At 39.4% G+C, this 24,285-nt stretch carries 23 protein-coding genes; 17 read left to right on the top strand and 6 right to left on the bottom strand.

Annotation, left to right across the window (positions count from 1 at the left end):
* Window positions 1–12 precede the first annotated feature (12 nt).
* The 4 genes from aceK to I6E80_RS06085 all read right to left on the bottom strand — a co-directional run bounded on the left by aceK (window position 13) and on the right by I6E80_RS06085 (window position 4,115).
* Window positions 13–1,731 carry a bifunctional isocitrate dehydrogenase kinase/phosphatase gene (gene aceK / locus I6E80_RS06100; RefSeq protein ID WP_197185088.1) on the bottom strand — a complete coding sequence of 573 codons (1,719 nt, stop codon included), beginning with the start codon at window positions 1,729–1,731 and terminating at the stop codon, window positions 13–15.
* Window positions 1,732–1,834: 103 nt separating this feature from the next.
* On the bottom strand, window positions 1,835–2,314 hold the full coding sequence (locus tag I6E80_RS06095) for a DUF4124 domain-containing protein (RefSeq protein ID WP_197185087.1): 480 nt from the start codon (window positions 2,312–2,314) through the stop codon (window positions 1,835–1,837).
* Window positions 2,315–2,400: 86 nt separating this feature from the next.
* A complete protein-coding gene (locus tag I6E80_RS06090) occupies window positions 2,401–3,897 on the bottom strand; it encodes a DUF3413 domain-containing protein (protein ID WP_182194355.1) in 1,497 nt (498 codons plus the stop codon).
* A gap of 5 nt (window positions 3,898–3,902) precedes the next feature.
* On the bottom strand, window positions 3,903–4,115 hold the full coding sequence (locus I6E80_RS06085; protein WP_007375276.1) for a DUF1414 domain-containing protein: 213 nt from the start codon (window positions 4,113–4,115) through the stop codon (window positions 3,903–3,905).
* 62 nt (window positions 4,116–4,177) lie between these two features.
* Between I6E80_RS06085 and yejK the strand changes: the two genes are divergently transcribed.
* Entirely contained in the window at window positions 4,178–5,194 is a 1,017-nt protein-coding gene (gene yejK, locus I6E80_RS06080) for a nucleoid-associated protein YejK (protein WP_076923835.1), read from the top strand.
* A gap of 766 nt (window positions 5,195–5,960) precedes the next feature.
* Here the strand turns inward: yejK and rne are convergent.
* Window positions 5,961–9,119: a ribonuclease E gene (gene rne, locus I6E80_RS06075; RefSeq protein ID WP_197185086.1), complete on the bottom strand. Its 3,159-nt coding sequence runs from the start codon at window positions 9,117–9,119 to the stop codon at window positions 5,961–5,963.
* 772 nt (window positions 9,120–9,891) lie between these two features.
* Here rne and rluC point away from each other — a divergent pair.
* Both rluC and I6E80_RS06065 read left to right on the top strand, forming a co-directional pair.
* Window positions 9,892–10,851, top strand: a complete 960-nt coding sequence (gene rluC, locus I6E80_RS06070) for a 23S rRNA pseudouridine(955/2504/2580) synthase RluC (RefSeq protein ID WP_076923837.1) — start codon at window positions 9,892–9,894, stop codon at window positions 10,849–10,851.
* Entirely contained in the window at window positions 10,848–11,510 is a 663-nt protein-coding gene (locus I6E80_RS06065) for an HAD-IA family hydrolase (protein WP_331459327.1), read from the top strand. Before rluC ends, I6E80_RS06065 begins: the two co-directional genes overlap by 4 nt.
* A gap of 9 nt (window positions 11,511–11,519) precedes the next feature.
* Here I6E80_RS06065 and I6E80_RS06060 read toward each other — a convergent pair whose 3' ends face one another.
* Complete coding sequence (locus tag I6E80_RS06060) at window positions 11,520–12,119, bottom strand: nucleoside triphosphate pyrophosphatase (RefSeq protein ID WP_170071095.1); 600 nt, start codon at window positions 12,117–12,119, stop codon at window positions 11,520–11,522.
* 131 nt (window positions 12,120–12,250) lie between these two features.
* Between I6E80_RS06060 and yceD the strand changes: the two genes are divergently transcribed.
* The 14 genes from yceD (at window position 12,251) to I6E80_RS05990 (ending at window position 24,188) form a co-directional block, all read left to right on the top strand.
* A complete protein-coding gene (yceD, locus tag I6E80_RS06055; RefSeq protein WP_007375269.1) occupies window positions 12,251–12,775 on the top strand; it encodes a 23S rRNA accumulation protein YceD in 525 nt (174 codons plus the stop codon).
* A 9-nt stretch (window positions 12,776–12,784) separates the two neighbouring features.
* Complete coding sequence (gene rpmF, locus I6E80_RS06050; RefSeq protein WP_002962381.1) at window positions 12,785–12,955, top strand: 50S ribosomal protein L32; 171 nt, start codon at window positions 12,785–12,787, stop codon at window positions 12,953–12,955.
* Window positions 12,956–12,967: 12 nt separating this feature from the next.
* Window positions 12,968–14,008, top strand: coding sequence for a phosphate acyltransferase PlsX (gene plsX / locus I6E80_RS06045; RefSeq protein WP_170071094.1), 1,041 nt, complete (start codon window positions 12,968–12,970; stop codon window positions 14,006–14,008).
* A gap of 52 nt (window positions 14,009–14,060) precedes the next feature.
* Entirely contained in the window at window positions 14,061–14,987 is a 927-nt protein-coding gene (fabD, locus tag I6E80_RS06040; protein ID WP_076923840.1) for an ACP S-malonyltransferase, read from the top strand.
* A gap of 11 nt (window positions 14,988–14,998) precedes the next feature.
* Complete coding sequence (gene fabG, locus I6E80_RS06035; protein WP_076923841.1) at window positions 14,999–15,745, top strand: 3-oxoacyl-ACP reductase FabG; 747 nt, start codon at window positions 14,999–15,001, stop codon at window positions 15,743–15,745.
* A gap of 250 nt (window positions 15,746–15,995) precedes the next feature.
* Window positions 15,996–16,232 carry an acyl carrier protein gene (gene acpP, locus I6E80_RS06030; protein WP_002962377.1) on the top strand — a complete coding sequence of 79 codons (237 nt, stop codon included), beginning with the start codon at window positions 15,996–15,998 and terminating at the stop codon, window positions 16,230–16,232.
* 216 nt (window positions 16,233–16,448) lie between these two features.
* Window positions 16,449–17,687, top strand: a complete 1,239-nt coding sequence (gene fabF, locus I6E80_RS06025; RefSeq protein ID WP_076923842.1) for a beta-ketoacyl-ACP synthase II — start codon at window positions 16,449–16,451, stop codon at window positions 17,685–17,687.
* A gap of 59 nt (window positions 17,688–17,746) precedes the next feature.
* Entirely contained in the window at window positions 17,747–18,562 is an 816-nt protein-coding gene (gene pabC, locus I6E80_RS06020) for an aminodeoxychorismate lyase (RefSeq protein ID WP_197185085.1), read from the top strand.
* Window positions 18,556–19,542: an endolytic transglycosylase MltG gene (mltG, locus tag I6E80_RS06015; RefSeq protein ID WP_197185084.1), complete on the top strand. Its 987-nt coding sequence runs from the start codon at window positions 18,556–18,558 to the stop codon at window positions 19,540–19,542. Before pabC ends, mltG begins: the two co-directional genes overlap by 7 nt.
* Window positions 19,543–19,548: 6 nt before the next feature.
* Window positions 19,549–20,175 (top strand): dTMP kinase, encoded by a 627-nt coding sequence (gene tmk / locus I6E80_RS06010; protein ID WP_007585737.1) that lies wholly within the window; start codon window positions 19,549–19,551, stop codon window positions 20,173–20,175.
* A 1-nt stretch (window position 20,176) separates the two neighbouring features.
* On the top strand, window positions 20,177–21,091 hold the full coding sequence (locus tag I6E80_RS06005) for a DNA polymerase III subunit (RefSeq protein WP_154903349.1): 915 nt from the start codon (window positions 20,177–20,179) through the stop codon (window positions 21,089–21,091).
* 11 nt (window positions 21,092–21,102) lie between these two features.
* On the top strand, window positions 21,103–21,429 hold the full coding sequence (locus I6E80_RS06000) for a PilZ domain-containing protein (RefSeq protein ID WP_002962367.1): 327 nt from the start codon (window positions 21,103–21,105) through the stop codon (window positions 21,427–21,429).
* Between the two features lie 115 nt (window positions 21,430–21,544).
* Entirely contained in the window at window positions 21,545–22,324 is a 780-nt protein-coding gene (locus tag I6E80_RS05995; protein ID WP_197118215.1) for a TatD family hydrolase, read from the top strand.
* 4 nt (window positions 22,325–22,328) lie between these two features.
* Entirely contained in the window at window positions 22,329–24,188 is a 1,860-nt protein-coding gene (locus I6E80_RS05990) for an alkaline phosphatase D family protein (RefSeq protein ID WP_197185083.1), read from the top strand.
* The last annotated feature ends 97 nt before the right edge of the window (window positions 24,189–24,285 follow it).

Raw genomic sequence — 24,285 nt, 5'->3', positions numbered from 1 at the left:
GTCCTTTAGCGCTTACCAGTGGTGAATAAATCGCTGTGCTGTCGGGTATGGGTAAATATGACTTACCTGACCATTTTTTATATTTTGTTGTGCCTGCTTCCAAAAGCTAACATCTATAAGCTCTGGATGAGTGCTGAGGAAAAACTTTTTATACATAGGGTTAGGCATTACAAAGGTACATAACTGCTCTGGAAATACGTCTTGTGGTGCAACAGAGTAACTTTGCTCATCCATTAAATAATCATCGTAACTCTTTGCTTTTGGTAATGCTCTAAAGTTCATATCGGTTAGGTATTGAACTTCATCGTAATCGTAAAAAATAATACGTTTGTGCTTACTTACACCAAAGTTTTTTAAGAGCATATCGCCAGGAAATATATTAACGGCAATCATTTCTTTTAAGGCTTGCCCGTATTCTTCAATTGCGTCAGCGGCACTTTCTTCATCAGCATTTTCTAAAAATAAATTGAGTGGTGTCATGCGCCGTTCAATATACAAATGCTTGATGATCAACCATTCGCCTTCAATTACCATTGATGAGCCAATTGTTTTATGCAATTGCGCAAGTAAATTACTATCAAAACGTGCCAAAGGAAATACGACGTTAGAATACTCTATGGTGTCGGCCATTCTGCCAACGCGATCATGGTTTTTTACTAGTTGATAGCGCTTTAATACCGTATCACGGCCAAAGGGCTTACTTTCACCAAATTTGTCTTTTATTATTTTAAAAACATAACCAAATGAGGGGAGGGTAAATACCATCATCACCATACCTGGTGTACCCGGAGCAATTGTAAACTCATCACTTGAGTGAGATAAGTGATTTAAAAACTCTCGATAAAACTCAGTTTTCCCCTGCTTATGAAAACCCACTGCATTATAGAGCTCAGCAAGTGTTTTGTTTGGCATAAGCTGATTCAAAAACCGGACAAGTGCTGAAGGCGCATGAGTCTCTACCATAAAGTAGGCACGGGCAAAGCCAAAAATAACACGCATTTGAGATGACTTAGTTAAAAGTGCATCTAAATACAATCCGTTATCTTCATCGTGTAATACGGCGATTATAAAAGGCTGCACACCACTTTTTGAAACAACACGACCTACTATATAAGCAGCTTTATTACGATAAAAAGGCGTGTGCAAAATATCAAAGCGCATTTGCCAAGGTTGGTGATGTGTATCGGGTGCTTGTTTATAAAATGCTTTAACAAGAAGGCGAATATCACGCTCTAAATTTACAAATGGGGCTTTAAAATCAAAATGATTAATAATGCGCTTTATTGTTGGCTTTAGGCCATCAACTACTGGAAAGTATGTCCTATATTCGGCCTCAACAGGTACTGAAGGAGCATCTTTCAAAGTTGCTTCTACAAATATAAAGTCATTATGAAAATAGCGCCTATGGTACAGCCGGCAAAATACAGAGTTATAAAAGGTTTCGGCTAGTTCAGCTTGGGGATGAAAACATAAAAAATGCTGGTATATCTTTTTAACTTCAAGCCATAGGCTTTCATCAAGTTGCTCTGTTGGGGTTTCTTTTTTTAGCGCTTGCGTAGTTTCGTTAACACGATCATCATAATAGCTGATACGCAAACGGCTTATGTCATTAATTGCTTGCCAATCTTTTTTTGCAAAGGCGAGGGGAGCTTTGGCCGTTGTTTTTTGAAATAGTTGATAGTGCCTTTTAAAACCCGTTAAAATTAATTCAGCAATATGGCGAGGCTGCATTTGCACTCCTTAATAGTCCCTAGAGCTTATACTCTATTGTGTTAAGGGTATGTTATTTTAAGTTTAAAACCAAGATAAATATTGCTCATTAATTTGGAGTGATTTATTGGTATTGATCTATCTTTTTTTCGAGTATTTTAATTTGTTTAGTAATAACAGATACATCTTTTTTATACTCTTTATTAATTACTTTTAGTTTTTTAGTAATGTCTTTGGTAATACGGTTTTTGTCTTCAACGGCTAGAATATGATTTAACCGTTCTTGTTGTTTATATTCAGCACGCTGCTTATTACGATCAAGTATAGTTAGTTTGTGGTTATTACTACGTAACTCAGCCTGTAAACCTGACAGGAGTTTTTCACGTTCAAGTTCGTTCAGTTGTTTAGTGTAATCAACTTTGGGGCCTGAATACTGATTACCTGTTGTGTTAACTTTATAAGCTGTTGCTTCGTCGTCACAGGGCAGTTGAGAAAAGATTGTGCCTTTCTCTGTTACACATTTATAGTAAGTGGTATCGCTAAAGCTAAAAAAACTAATAAGTAAAAAGCCAGAGTGGACAATATAACGAGAAGTTTTAAACATACATGTCATCCTTGATTTTTATATCTAACAACAATATAAAACTATAACCTAGCTTGGTGGTATAGCAAGCTAGGTTAGGATAACGGCTATTGGGTGAAGGTTTTAAGCTTTTTAATACTCTGCACTAAAAATGGTATATCTAAACCTTGTTCAATAGAAAACCCCTCAGCGGCAGAGATATTTTTAAAGTTACCATCTGAATCTATTAAGGTAATCCTATCTTTTTTATAGGCTATAACGACACCCTGAGAGTAGTTAACGCCCATATCATCTTTTTTCTTGTATAAATTAACGCCCAGCATTGTTTGCTTGGCAATGGCTTTACAATTTAAATATTGGCCAACACTTGTGGCAATTAAATCGCTAGGTTGAATAAGTCCATCTACTTTAGAAATACGTTTGTCGGAGCTATATAAAGTTGATGTTGTTACTACTTCTTGCTTGTTATTGGCAAGACTAAAAGCAAAAACCTGGGTTTTATCATCTCGTACAACGGCATTATCGCTACTTTTAATAACTCTAATTGCGCTAGAGCTGTGGGCTTGATCATTTATAAAACTAAGTTCTTCCACGCCCGTTACTTCAATGCTGCGGCGCTGACTTTGCCAAGCAGGAAGAGTTTGCTCTCTTAAAATTGCTGCTTTATAAAAAGCTGGCAAACCATACACTAAGCTAAATAGCATATCGTCATGATTAGTTGGCTGTAAAAACTGCTCTGTTTTGTGCAAATTTTTATTATCGGCAACAAATTTAGCGAGTTGTTGCTGGGTTTCAAATACAAAAATATCTACATTGGCTTGTGTGTAGTCTTCACACTTATCAAGCGGGCTTGGCATTTGATAACTAATATTTTGGTTATTAATTTTTACGTTATGTGCCTGCTTATAGCTTTCTATATCAAGTAAGTCATTTTTAGCTAATAAACTTTTAGCGGTAGTAGGGTATGAAAGTGGTAATACATTATCTTGCTTCGTTACATCAAAGTTTAAATTTGCGTCAGCCCAGATATGAATGCTGTGGCTAAGTGAAAAACACACTATTAAAAATGAAATTGCGTAACGTGCAAATTTATATTGTTTTAGGCGCTCAAGGTGTTGCCATGTGTAATTACTCACAAGTAGCTGAAAGCCTAAAATAAGTAATACAATCCCACTGGCTAAAATGGTTGTTAAAGCAGGTGAACTGGTTAAACGATGCCACAGTAGAGAAATAATCTCAGGTAAGGCAGATATACTTAGGTGATAACCCAAATTAACGTAAACATAAGCATCAAGGGTAAGCAGTGACGCGCCTAGTGTGGCTATTACAGCCGCCATGCCTCGTATATGTCGTGGGTAGGGGAATATTAAACTAAGCGGAAATACCGTCAGCACAAACGCTAAAAAGGCGATAAAACTAGTGTGGCTTAACCACGTTACTAGCATATAAGTAATGCCCATAAAGCTTGTTGGTGGCGAGTCGGCAAATAAGTAGCTTAAGCTAATAAATAGCGCCAAGCCAATATTGGCAAAAGTAAACCAATGGCCCCAGCTTAATAGCTGACTCGCTTTTGATGAAAACTGATTGTGCTGCGATAAATTCATAGAGTTTATTTAACCGACTGTGATAGAGCTTTTGCAAAGTTCTCAGTTACGGCTTGTCTTTTCCCTGTTGGTACATGCTCTTTTAAGATATGCGTGATAGAATTTCCTAAACACATAAGGCTTAAATCTACTGGCGCATTGTGTTTAGTTAGCACATCAATAAGCTGATCGACGATTTGTTCTACTTCTTCATTAGAGTATTTTGATAAGATTGGCATCAGTTGGTTCAATAAAATAGTTATATTCTCGTATTTTAACACTAGAGGCGTGAAAAACAAAGATGACAACAGACGTTAAAAAATTAGTCGTTCATTATGTAGACAAAAAAGACGACGATACGCAAATTCACCTTCGAAATGATGAGATGGTAATTAACGATAAAGTAGCCGTTTTTATCGAACAATTACATCATGCATATAATGGTAAACCTGGTAAAGGTTACTGTGCTTTCAGTGGTGATAAAAACAGTGTTGTAGCCTCTGCAATGCAAAGCTACCGTAACGATGAGCTAGGCTTTTGGCATATGACAGAGCAAGCTTCAACGGTTTTAAAAGAAGAACTTGATAAGTACGCTTTTAGTGAAACAGGTTATTTAGTATTTTGTCATTATCAGTATGTTGCTACCGATTACATGTTAATTGCGATGATTAACATTAAAGAGCATTACTCTATGACCTCAGAGCTTGATTTAGCGGCTTCTCGCCATTTAGACATATCTCGTATGCAACTCGCTGCTCGTATCGATTTAACAGCGTGGGATACGCAAGCAGAAGATAATCGTTATATTTCATTTATTAAAGGACGTGCGGGTCGTAAAGTTGCTGACTTTTTCTTAGACTTTTTAGGCTGTGAAGAAGGTATTGATTCAAAACAGCAAAGCCAAGTAATGCTTAGCGCAGTAGAGGATTATTTATCAGAGCAACAGTTTGATAAATCAGAAAAAGACGATTTACGTAAGCAAGTATTTGATTACTGTAATGATTGCGTAACCACAGGCGAAGATGCAAGTGTGAGCGATCTATCTGCAACGCTTACAAAAGGCGATGACAGCCCGTTTGATAGTTTTTGCAAAGAGCAAAGCTATGACTTGGAAGAAACTTTCCCCGTTGATAAAAAAACAGTAACCAGTATGGTTAAGTTTTCAGGCCTTGGCGGTGGAGTTAGTGTAAGCTTTGAACGTAAGCATTTAGGTGAGCGTGTTACCTATAACGAAGCAACCGATACGTTAGTTATTAAAGGTATTCCGCCAAACTTAAAAGATCAGCTACAACGTTTTATGGAAAATGAAAGCGAGTAAATTTCACAAGTTGAAAAGCTGATTTAAGAGCGCGATATTTATATCGCGCTTTTTTGTATCGGTATATAAATTCGTTGCATCGGAACAAAACCATTAAATGATTTATTTCACAAAGAGAAGTGAAAGAGGAGTAAATGAGAAAACACAAGCTAATCTTATTCACGGTTTTAAATTTCGGCTGAAGTCGTAAAGCTTGCTTACGCGAGAAGCAACGCTTCTTTTTATTTAATTTTTTTGCTAACAAAACCACTAAAAGATCTATTTCACAAAGAGAAGTGAAAGAGGAGTAAAAGAGAAAACACAAGCCATGCTTTATTGGCAGGCTTAGCCTTTTTACTACCTCTAAAAGCGCAGCGTCTCTTAACCTCTTTGTGAACAAATTACTTTTACGGGCTTTGCCCATCACGCCAACAAGTTGAGCGTCTACTCGTTAATCTTATTCACGGTTTTAAATTTCGGCTGAAGTCGTAAAGCTTGTTTACGCGAGAAGCAACGCTTCTTTTTATTTAATTTTTTTGCTAACAAAACCACTAAAAGATCTATTTCACAAAGAGAAGTGAAAGAGGAGTAAAAGAGAAAACACAAGCCATGGTTTATTGGCAGGCTTAGCCTTTTTACTACCTCTAAAAGCGCAGCGTCTCTTAACCTCTTTGTGAATAAATCGCTTATTATGAGCGTGAAGAAACTTTAATAATTATTCAAAGCATGTAAACAAAAAAGCCCCGCTATTTATTAAATAGCGGGGCTTTTTAATAAGTGTTAGTTATTAATCAACACTCATTGTTTTAGTCATTGCAGAGCTTGCACGACCAGCAGGTTTGATAGAACCCGCACGTAAACCACTGTCTGGCACTAGTTCACGTTTATCGTGAGCCATTGCTACAGATGTATGCTTTACTTCGCTATCAGCTACAGGAGTAGGCTGTGCCATTGGCGCACTTGCAGACCCTTGAGTTACCGATGTTTTAACATGCGGTGCTGATTTCTCTGCTTTTGCTGGAGCTTCAGTTACTACTGGAGTTTCAACTTTAGCTGGCTCTTCAGTTACTACTGGCGTTTCAACTTTAGTCGGCTCTTCAGTTACTACTGGCGTTTCAACTTTAGTCGGCTCTTCAGTTACTACCGGAGTTTCAACCTTAGCTGGTGCTTCAGTTACTACTGGCGCTTCAACTTTAGCCGGCTCTTCATTTACTACTGGCGCTTCAACTTTAGCTGGCTCTTCAGTTACTACTGGCGTTTCAACTTTAGCTGGCTCTTCAGTTACTACTGGCGTTTCAACTTTAGCAGGCTCTTCAGTTGCTACTGGAGTTTCAACTTTAGCAGGCTCTTCTACAGCTTCAACTTTTGCTAAGTCTTCAACCGCGACGGCTTGTTCAATTTGCTGCGCTGCATCCACAGGTGTTTCTTCAGATTTAGCTTTAAGCTCTGCTTCATATTCTGCAGCAGCTTGATCAGCAACTGGAACAAATGCAGGGGCTTCGTCAGATTTAACTTCTGCTTCACCTTCAGGACGTCGACGACGTTGGCCTGATGCACGAAGATGACGAGGAGAACGGCGTGAACGAGTACGTGTTTGCTCTTGCTCGTCTTCAGTAGTTGCTGTTTCATCGTTAGAATCAACAGTGTCAACTTTCTCTTCTTTAATGTGCGCTGTTTTTTCTGCCGGAGCTTGTGTTTGCTTTTCTGCAACAGGTGCTTGCTCTTGAACTTGTGGAGTGTCAGTCACTACCGCTTGTTCAGGTGTTTGCTCTGTTGAGTTAGCTTGCTCAGCGTTTTCATCTTGCAGACGTACTTTTTTACGTATGTTACGACGTTGACGGCGAACTTTAGGCTTTTGCTCTTTAGGCTCTGCAGCTTGAGCTGGCTTAGAATCAGTTTCTACTTCTACTGCTGCTTTTGCAGGAGCTTCGGTTTTAACTTGATCTTTTTCTTCGCTTTTATGCTCTGGGCGCTTACGAGAGTTAGGGTTACGACGACGCTTATTACGGTTCTCGTTTCTCTCTTGAGTCTCGGTGCTTGCTGCTGGTGAGTCAGTTTTAACTTCCTCTTCAGCTGCAGGGCGCTCGTTGCGTGGTTTATTAGTGCGCGGGTTATTGTTACGACGACGTTGATTGTTATTACGACGACGATTATCGTTACCACGACGAGCGTTATTACGCGCTTCTTGCTGCTCTTTTTCTACAGCTTCTTTTTTATCTTCTTCAGATTCACTTGCAAATAACGACTTAAACCAATTACCAATAGCAGCTAGTAAGCCACCTTCAGTTTTAGTTTGTACAACAGCCGCTGGTGCTACTGCTTTAGCTGGAGCTGCTTGTGGAGCTGGAGTAGAAGGCATTACTACGCCTTTCAACATTGGCTCTTCACGTACTGGAGTACTTGGTGATTTTGACATCTCAAATACTTCAGGCTCTGGTGCAACAACTTGTCCGTAGCTTACTGTTTCAAGTGTTTCGTCTTTACGTAAACGCATAACTTCGTAATGTGGTGTTTCCATATGTTGATTTGGAATAATCACTACGTCACATTTGTGATGCTTTTCAATGCGGTGAACACTACGACGTTGCTCATTTAACAAATAAGCGGCAACGGCAACAGGCACTTGTGCATTTACTTGTGCTGTGTTGTCTTTAATTGCTTCTTCTTCAATTAAACGAAGAATAGAAAGAGCAATTGATTCGTTTGAACGAATAGTACCTTGACCACTACAACGTGGGCATGGACCTTGGCTTGCTTCACCTAATGAAGGACGCAAACGCTGACGCGACATTTCAAGTAAACCAAAGCGTGAAATTTTACCAATTTGAACGCGAGCACGATCTGGGCGAGCAGCATCTTTTAAACGATTTTCTACTTCACGCTGATGGCGTGGAGGCGTCATATCGATAAAGTCGATTACAATTAAACCGCCTAAGTCACGTAGACGTAATTGGCGTGCAATCTCATCGGCCGCTTCTAAGTTAGTATTAAGTGCAGTCTCTTCAATATCGCCGCCTTTAGTTGCTTTAGACGAGTTGATATCGATAGATGTAAGTGCTTCAGTTGGGTCAATTACAATTGAACCACCAGAAGGAAGACGTACTTCACGCTGGAACGCAGACTCAATTTGGCTTTCAATTTGGTAATGCGTAAATAAAGGAGTGTCGCCTTGATAAAGCTTAACACGGCTCATAAAGTCAGGACGAAAACGCTCAATGTGCGCTTTAGCTTCTTCAAAAACACGTGGTTTATCAATTAAAATTTCGCCAATATCGCGACGTAAATAATCGCGTATTGCGCGGAAAATCACGTTGCTTTCTTGGTGAATTAAAAACGGTGCTTTAGCACTGTCAGCTGCTTGTTTAATTGCATCCCAATGTACTAATAATGCTTTTAAATCGTAGTTAAGTTCTTCAAATGACTTACCAACACCCGCTGTACGAACAATTAAGCCCATACCTTTAGGAAGTTCTAAACGACCTAATGCTTCTTTTAGTTCAGTACGCTCATCACCTTCAATACGACGAGAAATACCGCCAGCACGAGGATTGTTAGGCATAAGAACTAAATAGCTACCAGCAACACTGATAAAAGTAGTTAACGCTGCGCCTTTTTGGCCACGTTCTTCTTTATCAACTTGTACTATAACTTCTTGACCTTCTTTTATTACGTCGCGGATGTTTGGGCGACCATGAAAAGTGTAACCTGCAGGGAAGTAAGTACGTGCAATTTCTTTTAAAGGAAGGAAACCATGACGGTCAGCACCGTAATCAACAAATGCTGCTTCAAGAGATGGTTCAATGCGAGTGATTTTGCCTTTATAAATATTGGCTTTTTTCTGTTCGTGACCTGGGCTTTCGATATCTAAATCATAAAGGCGCTGGCCATCAACCAGTGCTACGCGCATTTCTTCTTGCTGCGTTGCATTGATTAGCATACGTTTCATATTGTTACTCTACTTATTTATGTCGCTGACATGACGATGTTTTTCTCGCCTGTTCAGTTGTCCCTATTTTTAGAATGTGCAGCCTCACGACTGGGTCTTTAACGGAACGGCTCTGTTTCTCGTATGCAGTATTTTAAATGCTGGCAAACAATAGCGATTATTATCGCTATTAAATTCTTAATGGTGCTAAAACTGTCGGCTTTTCAGCTACGTTTACAAGTTTTACCCAGAAGTCGGCCTGTCATATTAATCTTACTAAATATCATTCATATTAGGCGCGTAGGGCTCATTAAGTTGGTGAGCAATACATACTGATGTATCGCTAATATCCGTTTTAAGAGCAAAAATCGCTGCCGATGTTAATGAACGCTTATTTATTAGATTTTTTTAGTTCTAAATAAGCTGCTATACGGTACTACAATAATTGAGCTAGTGCTGAACGACGTTTTTTACGTCGTCACTATCAGACAAATTATCTGTTCATTGCTTTCTCTAGCACGTTAAAAATCGCTTCATGTTCAAACTTAACCAGCAATATATTACGCGCATTGCCGTTAATTGATCGCACGTGTTAACTGAGGAGGCATAAAAGCTTTGGAAAACTTAACTCGGATCTGTATGATCGGCTACCCAGAATGTGCATCACGAATGTTTTAATGTGTTAAAAAGCACCGTTGTTATTTGCAAATACTAAATATTTGCGCTGCTGATTATCCCACTATTATTACAGTGTTAGCAACTAAATTATTTTACTTAAATTAGTGATTAGGCAATGTCAGAAAAAAACGACTTACAAGTAACTTATGTCACGATCAACGAAGACCATTTAGGTCAGCGTATTGATAACTTTCTTATTACCCATTTAAAAGGGGTGCCTAAAAGCGCTATTTATAAACTTTTGCGCAAAGGTGAGGTACGCGTTAATAAAAAGCGTATTAAGCCTGTATATAAACTGCAGCTTGACGATGTACTGCGTATTGCACCTATCAGAGTTGCTGAGCGTGAAGAGTTTGTACCATCAAAGTTAGACAAAGTAACTCGCCTAGAAAACGATATTTTATTTGAAGATAAATACCTTATCGTCATAAATAAACCTTCAGGTATGGCTGTTCATGGTGGCAGTGGTTTAAGTTATGGTTTAATTGAAGCACTACGCGCACTTCGCCCAGAAGAGCGCAGCCTTGAGCTAGTTCATAGGCTTGACCGTGATACATCGGGTTGTTTACTTATAGCGAAGCGCCGTTCGGTGTTAACAGCATTGCATGAACAACTTCGTGAAAAAACAATGGAAAAAAATTACTGGGCACTTGTAGAAGGGCAGTGGGACTCTAAAACTAAAAACGTAACCGAAGGGCTACGTAAAAATACACTTAAGTCGGGCGAGCGCGTAGTACGTGTAGATAACACTGAGGGAAAACCTTCACATACTCGTTTTAAAGTACTTGAACGTTTTAACGATTGCTCACTTGTACAAGCATCGCCTGTTACAGGGCGCACGCACCAAATTCGTGTGCATACGCAGTGTAAAGGTCACCCAATAGCATGCGATGATAAATACGGCGATCAGGGTTTTGATGAATCTATGCGTAAAGTTGGTTTAAATCGATTATTTTTACACGCACACGATTTAACTTTCTATCACCCTAAAAACGAAACAACCATGCGTATTGAAGCACCGCTAGATAAAACGCTTAAAAATACACTACTAAAACTACGAGATGCGAAACTGTGATAAAAGTAGCCCCAATTAAAAAATATAAGCTCGTCATTTTTGATTGGGACGGCACTGTTATGGATTCAGTGACTAAAATAGTTAACTGTATTCGTAGTAGCGCAGAGTCACTTAATATAGTGCCACCTAGTGATGAAGCCATTAAAAACATTATTGGTATGTCGCTTGAAAAAGCAATTGACGTTTTATTTCCTGATAATGTAGCGCAGCACCAAGCGTTAATTTCAGGTTATAAATATCAATACAGTGTGGATACTACTCCCACGCCTGTATTTGCTAATGTTGTCGGCGTTTTAAATGCATTAAAAGAGCAGGGCATTGTTTTAGCGGTTGCAACAGGTAAAGGTAGAGGTGGGTTAGAGCGTTTGCTTGATCAAAGCCAACTTAGACATTTCTTTAGTGCAACGCGTACAAGCGACGAAGCGCAATCAAAGCCCTCTCCAGATATGTTGTATCAATTGCTTGAAGAACTTGGCATAAGCGCTCAAGACGCTGTAATGATTGGTGACACTCAAATAGACATGACCATGGCAAAAGCTGCTGGCATGGATAGAATTGGTGTAACAATGGGTGTACATAACGCACAGCAGCTAAATAAGCTTAGCCCTGTTGCAACAGTAGATAACTATCTGCAGCTGCAACAGGTTTTGCTTGGCTAATTTATTTAACTAAAACTTGTTTTGAGCAGTAAGTACATCAATACCAAACTCAGTCAGTAGCTGGCTGAGTTTAATTAATGGTAATCCAATTAAGCTATTAGGATCGTCTCCGCTTAGTTTTTCAAATAAACAGATGCCTAACCCTTCACTTTTAAAGCTGCCAGCACAATTATAAGGCTGCTCAGCATCGCAATAAGCACTAATTTGTACATCACTAAGGATTTTAAAAGTAACATCAAAGGGTTCAACACACGTTTTTTTAGTGCCAGTTACAATATCGTAAACACAAAGCCCAGTTAAAAATGTTACAGTATTACCGCTAAATAAATTTAGTTGTTTTACGGCATTTTGTTTATTATGTGGTTTACCTAAAATTTGATTATTAAACACAGCGACTTGGTCTGATCCAATAGCTAACCCTTTGTTAAAGTGTTTATTAGCCGCTGAGGCTTTTAATTCACTTAAACGCTTAACCAGTTCGGTAGGTGTTTCGCATTCAAGTGCTGATTCGTCAATGTCTGGTGAAAACGTATCAAATGGTAAATTAAATTTTTGTAATAAAGACTGCCTAAAAGGCGAGCTTGACGCTAAAATGAGTGGATGCTTCACGGACTGTTTTCCTACGATAATTCAGATTGAGTTAGGATAAATCAGATCCGAGAGTAAAACACGTTAAAAACCAAGTAAAAATGGTTTTTTACTTTGACTAACAAACTAACTATCTATATGATGCAGCCCCTATGCAAAAGGTGAAAATTCCCATCACTCTTCATCCAGGCAAAGCAGCGCAGCACCGTTTAAAGTATGACGGAATTGTACCGCTTGAAAAACTTACTCGTTTAGAGAAAGTTGTGCAGGAAGAAGTAGGTGAAATAGCGGTAAAAATACATTGCAAAAACGATGATCAAGGTTTCGCTGTGATTAGAGGCAATTTGTCCACACACGTTACTGTCATTTGTCAACGTTGTAATGGTGATTTAGGGTTGGATTTGGTTCAAGACTTTGCATACTCACCAGTAGGTGAAGATACAGAGTTAGATATTTTTCCAGAAGACTACGATGAAGTAGCGCTTGATGAAAATGGTGAAGTTAACGTTTTTGATTTAATTGAAGACGAGCTAATTTTAGCAATTCCATTAGTGGCTACCCACAACGAAGCTTCATGCAGTTATTCAGCAAAGCCTGCCAGCTTTGGTGTATTAAAGGCGGAAGATGATAAACCTAATCCATTTGATATTTTGAAACAACTTAAGAAAGATTCTTAGGAGAAGACTATGGCTGTACAAAAAAGCAAAAAGTCTCGTGCAAGACGCGGCATGCGCCGTTCACACGATGCGATCAGTGGTCCAACTTTAACTGTAGATCAAACATCTGGTGAGACTCATCGTCGTCACCATGTGACTGCAGATGGTTACTACAAAGGCGTTCAAGTAATTTCTAAATAAGAGATTACTTATATGCTGAAAGATCTAACCATAGCGTTAGATATGATGGGGGGCGATTACGGCCCCCGTTCATCTATTCCTGCTGCCGTTTGTGCGGTAAATGCTCATGCCAATTTAACTCTCATTTTATGTGGCAATGAACACGTTATATCTAAAGAACTCGAATCTCTCGATTCTCTACCTCATCCTAGACTCATAATTCGTCACTGTAGTGAAATAGTCACTAATGCCTGTGAACCTGCAATTGCTGTGCGTTCAAAAAAAGACTCATCTATGCGTGTTGCCCTAGATTTAGTTAAATCGGGCGAGGCTCAAGCATGTGTTAGTTCAGGTAATACCGGCGCTCTATTTTTTATGGCTCACTATGTATTAAAAATGCTGCCAGGTGTTAAACGTGCCGCACTCATTTCATCTGTTCCTACAGAGCTTAAAAACCCAGTATATTTACTCGACTTAGGTGCTAATGTGCATTGTGATGCGCAAATGCTCTATCAGTTTGGCATTATGGGCTCTATTGTTGCCGGACAAGCACTTGGTTTGGACAATCCTCGCGTTAGTTTATTAAACATTGGTGCTGAGGACATTAAAGGCCACGACGACATTAAACAAGCTGCACAACTAATGCAGCAAAGCCCACATATAAATTATATTGGTTACAGCGAAGGTAGTGATATTTTTTCGGGTAAAGCTGATGTTATTGTATGCGAAGGATTTGTTGGCAACGTGGCACTTAAAACATGCGAAGGCATTGCCAAGCTTATTATGAATAAGTTTACAACCGCACTCGAAAAGCACCTTTTATATAAATGTATGGCGTTTATGTTGCGTCCAATAATAAAAAAACTCTATAAAAGGGTGAACCCCGACCAGTATAACGGTGCTTCTCTGGTAGGATTGCGCGGTATTGTCGTTAAAAGCCATGGAAATGCGTCAGCTAAAGCATTTCAAGCAGCTATTGATGAAGCGGTAAAAGAGGTTGAACGTCAACTTCCTGATAAAATAGCCGCTATTTTCGAAAACACACATTCTAAAGACACGGCGGTTAATCAATAATTGATGTGCCGTGTATTTCATTATTTATTTGTTTAATTAAAAAGAGCAAAGTATGGCACAAAAAATTGCACTTCTATTCCCAGGTCAAGGCTCGCAAAGCGTTGGTATGTTACAAGAACTACTAGAGAGTTCTGACATTGTTAAAGCAACATTTGCAGAAGCGTCAAATGCACTGGGTTACGACTTAGCAGAGCTAGTTCTTAATGGCCCAGAAGAAAAATTAAATCAAACCCACCGCACACAACCTGCATTACTAACTGCAAGTGTTGCTATTTACCGTGATTGGTTAGCAGCTAACCCAGATGCCGACGTTGTTATGGCGGGTCACAGCCTAGGTGAATACTCAGCGCTAGTATGTAGCGACGTATTAAGCTTGAGCGAAGCCGTAAAGCTTGTTGAAAACCGTGGTTTATACATGCAAGAAGCCGTGCCAGCAGGCGTAGGTTCAATGGCCGCTATTATTGGCCTAGGCGATGAAGAAATTAAAGCGGCTTGTGCTGCCTCAGCGCAAGGTGAGGTTGTATCGCCAGTAAACTACAACTCTCCTGGTCAAGTTGTTATTGCAGGGCATAAAGCGGCAGTAGATAGAGCATCGCAAGCATGTAAAGATGCCGGTGCTAAACGTGCATTACCACTTTCGGTTAGCGTACCTTCACATTGTGAGTTAATGAAGCCAGCAGCTGAAAAGCTTGCAGCAGATTTAGCCGCTTTAACATTTAATACACCTAAATGTGATGTAATTAATAATGTTGATGTAAAAGCTGAAACGTCAGCTGATGCAATTAAAGATGCATTAGTGCGCCAGCTTTACAGCCCAGTTCGCTGGACAGAAACAGTACAAGCCCTGGTTGCGCAAGATGTAACACAAAGCTACGAATTTGGTCCTGGTAAAGTATTAACAGGACTTGCTAAACGAATTGATAAAGCAATGATCTGTGGCTCAGTAAACGACGCCGCTTCAATTGATGCAGCTAAATAAGAGTATATAAAATGTCTAATTTATTTTCATTAGAGGGCAAAGTTGTCCTAATTACTGGCGCCAGCCGTGGTATTGGTAAAGCAATTGCAACAACATTAGTTGCACAAGGTGCAAAAGTTGCAGGTACTGCGACAAGTGAGTCAGGCGCTGCTAAAATCAGTGAGTACCTAGGTGACAGTGGTAAAGGTTATGCATTAAACGTAACCGACCCAGCATCTATTGAAGCAACACTTGCTGCAATAAAAGCTGATTTAGGCGATATTGACGTACTTGTAAATAACGCAGGTATTACACGTGATAACTTATTAATGCGTATGAAAGAGACTGAGTGGGACGATATTATCGACACTAATTTAAGCTCAGTTTTCCGTTTATCTAAAGCGGTACTTCGTCCAATGATGAAGAAAAAGAAAGGCCGTATTATTAACATTGGCTCAGTAGTGGGTACTATGGGTAATGCAGGTCAGGCTAATTATGCAGCGGCTAAAGCGGGTGTAATTGGTTTTTCTAAGTCACTAGCGCGCGAAGTTGCATCACGTGGTATTACCGTTAACGTAATTGCACCTGGTTTTATTCAAACAGACATGACTGATAATTTAACTGACGAGCAAAAAGCAGCAACACTTGCAAATGTTCCAGCAGGGCGTTTAGGTCAACCTGACGAAATTGCGGCTGCAGTATGTTATTTAGCATCTGACGCGGCTGCGTATGTATCAGGCGAAACTTTGCATGTAAATGGCGCGATGTACATGGTTTAATAACCATAGTACCTAAATTACTGCTTGATAAAGTTAAGTAAGTTACCTCAAAAACATTGAATTATTTGTGAACTTGCTTTAAACATACTTGAAATCGCTGCGAAAATAAGCGATAAAAGACAAAACACACACTCAGAGGTTTGACCAGACAATTATTTATGGTCAAATCATTGAATCAGAGAATTATGCCGCGTAAACTACGCGGCAATCTGAAAATAACGCATCGGCGTTTTTAATAAAGGAAAGAAGAATGAGCGATATCCAAGAACGCGTAAAGAAAATTATCATTGAACAACTAGGTGTTAAAGAAGAAGAAGTTAAAAATGAATCTTCTTTCGTAGATGACCTAGGTGCAGATTCTCTTGATACTGTTGAACTAGTAATGGCTCTTGAAGAAGAGTTTGATACTGAGATCCCAGATGAAGAAGCTGAGAAGATCACTACAGTACAAACTGCTATCGATTACGTTACAGCACACGCTGAGTAATTAATCGCACGTTAAAGGCAGCATCCGCTGCCTTTAATTTTTTATATCCAAACCACCTCAAAGTTCATGATTCAAAACTTAAATCTCGATGCTCAATTTTAGCTAAAAATTAATTTTGATTGTGTTATGCGTTTTTAATCTATTTTGGGACTAGCACTTTGAGGTAGCTTGGGTATGATCACCCCCTTGTAAAATATCCCTTATTGGAGGCAAACCGTGGCTAAACGTCGAGTCGTCGTAACTGGCTTAGGAATGTTGACGCCGCTAGGTAATGATGTTCAATCAACCTGGCAAGGCTTATTAGATGGTAAAAGTGGCATTCAAACAATAACGCACTTTGATACATCAAAATTTGGTACTAAATTCGCGGGTTTAATAAATGACTTTGATGCAACTGCATACATGTCAGCGAAAGATACTAAAAAAATGGACTTGTTTATTCAGTACGGCATTGCAGCGGGTGTTCAAGCCTTTAAAGATTCAGGCCTTGAAATCACCGAGCAAAACGCAGCACGCATTGGTGTAGCTGTAGGTTCAGGTATTGGTGGGCTTACGTTAATTGAAGAAAACCACATTAAGCTATTAAATAGTGGTCCGCGTAAGTTATCGCCATTTTATGTGCCGTCTACCATTATCAATATGATCTCAGGTCATTTATCAATGATGCATGGACTTCGTGGTCCAAATATTTCAATTGTAACTGCCTGTACTACTGGTTTGCATAATATTGGCCATGCAGCGCGCATGATTGCCTACGGTGATGCAGATGCAATGGTTGCTGGCGGTGCAGAAAAAGCGTGTACCCCAATTGGTATGGGTGGCTTTAATGCTGCACGTGCACTTTCAACACGTAACGACGATCCACAAGCGGCTTCTCGCCCTTGGGATAAAGACCGCGATGGCTTTGTGCTTTCTGACGGTGCTGGTGTTGTTGTGGTTGAAGAGTACGAACATGCTAAAGCACGTGGAGCTAAAATTTATGCTGAGCTTGTAGGCTTTGGTATGAGCGGCGATGCGTATCACATGACATCACCACCAGAAGATGGTGCGGGCGCTGCACTTGCAATGCAAAACGCACTAAATGATGCGCAAGTAAACGCTGAGCAAATTGGTTACATTAACGCACACGGTACATCTACAAATGCAGGCGATAAAGCAGAAACTGCCGCTGTTAAGTCTATATTTGGTAATTCAGCCAAAGATGTAATGGTAGGCTCGTCTAAATCGATGATGGGTCACTTGTTAGGTGCTGCTGGCTCGGTTGAATCGATTATTTCGATTTTATCGCTGACAGATCAAAAAGTGTCGCCAACTATCAACCTTGATAACCCAGACGAAGGGTGTGACTTAGATTATATTGCGCACACTGCACGTGATGCAAAGTTAGACTTTGCACTGTGTAACTCGTTCGGTTTTGGTGGTACTAATGGCTCGTTGCTATTTAAAAAGGTATAATCTTTTTTAACAACGAATCAAATTATAAGAGCTCAGTTGTTTAACTGGGCTTTTTTTATATGCCAAACAAAATGCAAACAATAATAGCAGCAGATCAAAATAGCACTTTAAGTACGCGTGACAGGGGCTTAAATTACGGTGACGGCTTTTTTACAACCGCTAAGGTTGTTGATGGGCAAGTACAGTATTGGGCTCATCATAAAGCGCGTTTGATTGAATGCGCACAGCGTTTGGGTTTTCCTGAGTTAGACTTTAATAGCCTTGAAAATCAAATTGCCCTGCATATTAAAGCTGCACCACTGAATGTGCTTAAAATACTTGTAACGCGAGGCGAAGGCGGACGTGGTTATGGGTTGCCAAGTGAGTGCAATGTTACTATTTTATTGAGTGTATTAGATTACCCTAGTAATTACGAAGCGCTTGCTAAAAAGGGTGTAACTCTCGAAATAAGCCCGATTAAATTAGCGGCGCAGCCATATTTAGCGGGTCTTAAAACATTAAACCGACTTGAACAAGTGCTAATTAAAAAAGCGATGCAAACGCAAAACTGCGACGATGTGTTAGTGCTTGATTACAGTAACAATGTAATTGAAGCTTCAGCAGCTAATATTTTTGCGATTAAAAATAAGTGTGTGTTTACGCCATTGCTTGATGAGTGCGGAATAAAGGGCGTTTATCTACAATCGTTATGTGATAAATTGCCTGTTGAATTTAAACGCGTAAAAGTAGAAGATTTAACCCAAGCAGACGCCGTATTTGTGTGTAATAGCTTAATGGGAGCAGTACCTGTTAAAAGTATTGAGCAACAGGTATTTAATACAGATGACAGCCACGCATTATTAACTAAATTATTAGCCAAGGAGGCTGAGTGTTAAAAGTTATTTTATCGGTACTTTTTTTAGCTGTTATAACCACTGCTATTGGTTACCAGCAATTACAAGCAACAATAAATAGCCCGCTAAAAGTAGCCCAAAACACACAATTTGAAGTTAAGCATGGCACTGGCTTTAATAAGTTATGTCAGCAATGGCAAGCTAATAACTGGGTAGAAAGTTGCTGGCGTTATCAAGTCATTGCAAAATTAGATCCCACACTTACCGACTTAAAAGCGGGGCTTTACGAGCTAACAGCCGATAGCGTTATTAATAACGTAAAAAAAATTAACCAAGGCCAGCAAATCAATTTTAGTTTTACCATTATTGAAGGGCAAAACTTACGTGAAGTACTAAGTGCTATTAAAAAAGCCGAGAATTTACAAAATGATTTAAAAAGTGATGAACTAAGTACACAAATACTGGGCAATAATACGCACTTAGAAGGCTGGTTATTCCCCGATACTTACCATTACCATAATAACGATACAGCGAGCAGTTTATTAAAACGTGCAGCGCAAAAAATGCAGCAAACGTTAGACGACGCTTGGCAGCAACGTGCAGCTGATCTCCCTTACAAAACTGCATACGAAGCACTTATAATGGCCTCAATTATTGAAAAAGAAACAGGCCTTGCTAGCGAACGTCCACTAATTGCATCAGCGTTTGTTAATAGATTAAACACTAATATGCGCCTACAAACCGATCCTACCGTAATATACGGACTAGGCGCCGATTTTGATGGCGATATTAAATACAAAGATTTACGCGATTATACGCCTTACAATACGTATCGTATTAATGGCTTACCGCCAACACCGATTGCTATGCCATCTAAAGCCGCTATTTTAGCTGCAGTTAATCCGCCGCAAAGTGAATATGTTTACTTTGTATCAAAAGGCGATGGTAGCCACCAATTTTCAACCACGTTAAAGCAGCATAACGCGGCAGTTAAAACGTATATATTAAATAAAAAGAATTAAGTTTTTATGAAATCAAAATTTATAGTAATTGAAGGGCTAGAAGGCGCAGGTAAATCAACCGCTATTTCGTTATGCCAAGACTTTTTAAACAAACAAAAAATAGACTTCATTAATGTCCGCGAACCTGGCGGCACGCCACTGGCTGAATCGCTTCGTACGCTTGTAAAAGCAGAGCACGAAGAAGAAATTGCCTTTGAAACCGAGTTGCTTATTATGTACGCAGCTCGCTCGCAGCTAATGCACAATGTTATTACCCCAGCGCTTGATAAAGGCCAATGGGTACTTGCCGATCGTCATGATTTATCGTCCCAGGCGTATCAAGGTGGCGGGCGTGGTATTAGCTCAAATACATTAGCTTCACTTTCGTCAATGGTATTAAAGGGCTTAAAGCCTGATTTAACTATTTACCTTGATATTGACCCAGTGATAGGCCTTGAACGTGCAAAAGGGCGTGGTGAGCTAGACCGTATTGAGCAAGAAGCCATTGAATTTTTTCAACGTACACGTATGCGTTATGTTGAACTAGCTAATGACGACAACACCATTAAAACGGTCGATGCAAACCAAAGTATTGATAAAGTACATCGCGATATAACCAATGTACTGCATTCATTTTTTGAAGGCCTAAAATAATATGCCATTGCCTTGGCTACATGATACTCAAGCACGTTTAGCGCAAAGTTATCGTGCAGAGCGTTTTCATCATGCGCAATTATTTTGTGGGCCTGTTGGCGTAGGTAAATTTGAGTTAAGTGATGAGCTTGGCAATGCTTTGTTATGCCAAAATATAGCTAAGCAAGTAGCTGCGAAAAACAGTATGCTAACACCTTGCGGACAGTGTAAGAGCTGCTTACTTACTCTTGCGGGTACTCATCCCGACAAGCGCTTAACGCAAGTTGATGGACAAAGTATTGGTGTAGACGATATACGTGGTATTAGTGATTTTATGAATCACTCTGCAGCGCAAAATGGCAATAAAGTAGCAATAATCGAAAATTGCGAAAAAATGACCACAGCAGCAGCTAACGCATTATTAAAAACACTTGAAGAGCCAACTAATAGCCGCTTTTTAATATTAACGACAAGCCAACCAGAACAGCTTCCTGCAACTATTTTAAGTAGATGCGCTAAAAGTGACGTAAAAATAACTAATACAGCACTTGCCCAGCAATGGTTAGAAACATTAGATATTCCTAACTATAGTTGGTTAGCACTTTTTTATAACCAACCGCTGCAAGTAAAGCATTGGCAACAGCAAGACCAACTAAAAAATATTGATACACTTTATAAGTTTGCAACTGAGTTTAAACAAAGCCATAATTTCAAAGCGTTAGTCGATATAATAAATAAACAGCCTGAGCTTGTTCGTATATTTACTTTGTTTTTAAGCGTGCAACTAAAGCAGCAATTACTGCAAGGTATGAGTTTTGACGCTTATCAAAGTGCGCAAAATGCATTAGGCGAGTTTTTACAAAATAACACACAAGTACTTGGCCTTAATTTACCGCTTGCTGTATCACGATTAGCATACACATTGCGAAATTCTTAAAAGGATTAATCATGCAAGAATTACTAGTAGACATAGACGATTTAGACGAGTTATACCGTTGTTATATGCCTTACTTAAAAAAAGGTGGCTTATTTGTACGTACTAATATGCGTTACGAAGCAGGGCATTCATTAGCACTTAGAGTTACCTTGCCCGATGCCTTAGAAGATGATGTAGTAACAGGTAAAGTGTCGTGGATCACGCCACAAGGGGCACAAAGCTCTAACCCTCCAGGTATTGGTATTAGCTTTTTAGACGATAAAACAAACCTAAACGCTAAAATCGAAAAGCTACTTGGGACTATGTTAAACTCAGGCGATCAAACATATACCATGTAGTTATAGGGTCGGTTTTTCATTGAGATTAACACCGCCCTATATTGGGTTCTTTTAATTGCTAACATAATAAATTAAACGAACAAATTTAAACCCTGAACATAATACAGGCCTTATAGTGATTGTAGATTCTCATTGCCATTTAGATCGTCTTGATTTTGATAAATTAGACTTAAACCTTGACCAAGTTCTTGATAAAGCGCGTGCAAAGCAAATAGAGCATTTTTTATGTGTAAGCGTAACGCTTGATCAGTTTCCAAGCATGCTTGATAAAATTAAGCATTACGACGATGTATCAGCCTCATGCGGTGTACATCCACTTGATCAAAAAGACGCCCTTAATAAACAGCAACTAATCGACTTAGCCTCACACGAAAAAGTTGTTGCCATTGGCGAAACGGGTCTTGATTACTATTATTCAAAAGATACTCACGCAGTGCAGCAAGCCAGCTTTGTTGGGCATATTGAAGTGGCTAACGAATTACAAAAGCCGTTAATTATCCATACTCGTGATGCCCGCGCCGACACAATTAACTTAATGCGTGAGCACAAAGCCGAAAACTGCGGTGGCGTACTGCATTGCTTTACTGAAGACTGGGATATGGCAAAAAAAGCCATAGATATGGGCTTTTATATTTCTATTTCGGGCATTGTTACCTTTAAAAATGCTATTGAATTAAAAGAAGTAGTAAAACAAATACCGCTAGATAGATTACTAATAGAAACCGACTCGCCTTATTTAGCGCCGGTACCGCATCGTGGGCAAACAAATCAGCCAGCGTACGTAGAAGATGTTGCTTATTACATTAGCGAACTTAAAGGCATTAGCTTTAATGAACTTGCTAAAGCGACTACCGAGAACTTTTATTCTTTATTTAAATTAGCAGCTAAAGGCTAAATACATGATTACTCACACGGCAAACCTTCCTATTTTACTAATGGGGCCAATGGTGCGCCGTGCAGAGCAAACTGGAGTCTGCATTCAGTTTGCTACCTCCAAGCCTGCAAACTGCCAAATAACACTTATAAATTACGAATGTTATAGCGATCAACACACTGTTTCTTTAGGGGAACATTTGTACCTGCATTTCGTGATTATAAAGCCAGTAGATAATAAACTTCCCGTAGATAGCTTATTAAGCTATGAACTCATAATTGACGATACAGCAATTGATTTATCGCCGTGGCGCTATAGCAATCAAACAACGCCTGCATTTGTAATTCCCAATAAACTCAGTGATATTTTGCATGGCTCGTGCCGTAATGCACATCATCCAGCAAAAGACAGCTTAGTGTCTGCAAGTCAATGGCAAAATACTCAGCGTGGTAATAATAATCAAGGCGCGCAATTGCTATTACTCAGTGGTGATCAGGTTTATGCCGACGACGTAGCTGGCCCCATGTTATTAGCTGTTCATCAGTTAATTAAAGCCTTAGGTATTTATAAAGAGCAACCACTTGCTATTGAGCTACCCGACGATATAAATGAGCAACTTTATAATCGCCATGTGTTCCTACCAAAAACGCCGTGGCAAAAACGCTCAAAGTTAGGTGTTGGTTACTGGCTAAAAAAAGACGAACCTCACTTTTCAAGTGTAAAAGCATATAACCACCTTATCCACTTTGAAGAATATATAGCACTTTATTTATTAAATTTTAGTGCTGCTGCTTGGCAATGCGTTGATACACAAAACACAACGTATCTAGGTCAAAGCGAGCAAAACAAAATTATTTTTAACGCTGAAAAAACAGCATTGATTGATTATGCAAAAGGCTTGAGTGAAGTAGAGCGGTTGTTTGCCAATGTATCGACATTAATGATGTTTGACGATCACGATGTAACCGACGATTGGAACCTCACCGCAGGGTGGGAGCAAGCTATAAATGAAAATCCAAGTAGTAAACGAATCATTAATAACGGTTTAATTAGTTATTGGCTATTCCAAGGAATGGGGAACGATGCACTAAATAAAACGGGCGAGCTACTAACACCTTTTAAGCAAAGCCGTACTGCTAATAATTTATGGCAGTTTAAAGCATTTGATAAACCACTAAACGATTTTAGCTTTTGGCATTACGAACTGACTACAATACCCAAAGTAGTGGTGCTAGATACGCGCACGCACCGCTGGCGAAATGAGCAAAACTTTAATGAGCCTTCAGGTCTACTTGATTGGGAACGCCTCACAGAGCTTGAAGAAAGCCTATTAAGCCACGACCAAGTTATTATTGTATCGCCAGCTCCTGTATTTGGTGTTAAATCAATAGAAGCCATTCAAGCCATGTTTAACATATGTGGCCAACCTCTCATGGTAGACGTAGAAAACTGGATGGCACACGAAGGTTCAGCCAAAAAGCTACTCGATACTTTTAGACGAACCGACACCCCAAACGAAACCCTGATTTTATCGGGAGACGTGCATTACTCATTTTGCTTTTCGGTGCAAAAGCGTTTTGGCGATCATCCCAATCGAATTTGGCAACTTACCGCCAGTGGTATTAAAAACGAGTTCCCGCGTAAGTTAATAAACATTCTCGATAAGCTCGACTCAATTTTATACGGCCCAAAAAGTCCCTTAAACTTTTTTACCAAACGTTGGCATATGGAAGTAGATAAGCACCAAACCATAGGCGAAGGGCAAAAATACTTAGTGAGCGACTCAGCTATTAGTTTAATAACACTAGAGCAAGGAAATTTAGCCCGCTACCAGTTAATACACGGTGAAGGGCATTTAACCGAGTTTGATTTAGAAGAACAGTAATTCTTAATCAATAATTAAATAAATTAAAGGCCTATTTGCACAAAGAGAAGCGAAAGAGGAGTAAATGAGAAGACACAATGCCAATCAGAATACAGTT

Source organism: Pseudoalteromonas sp. NSLLW218 (assembly GCF_015864775.1).
Lineage (GTDB): Bacteria > Pseudomonadota > Gammaproteobacteria > Enterobacterales > Alteromonadaceae > Pseudoalteromonas.
This window is presented reverse-complemented; position numbering and strand designations above follow the sequence as displayed.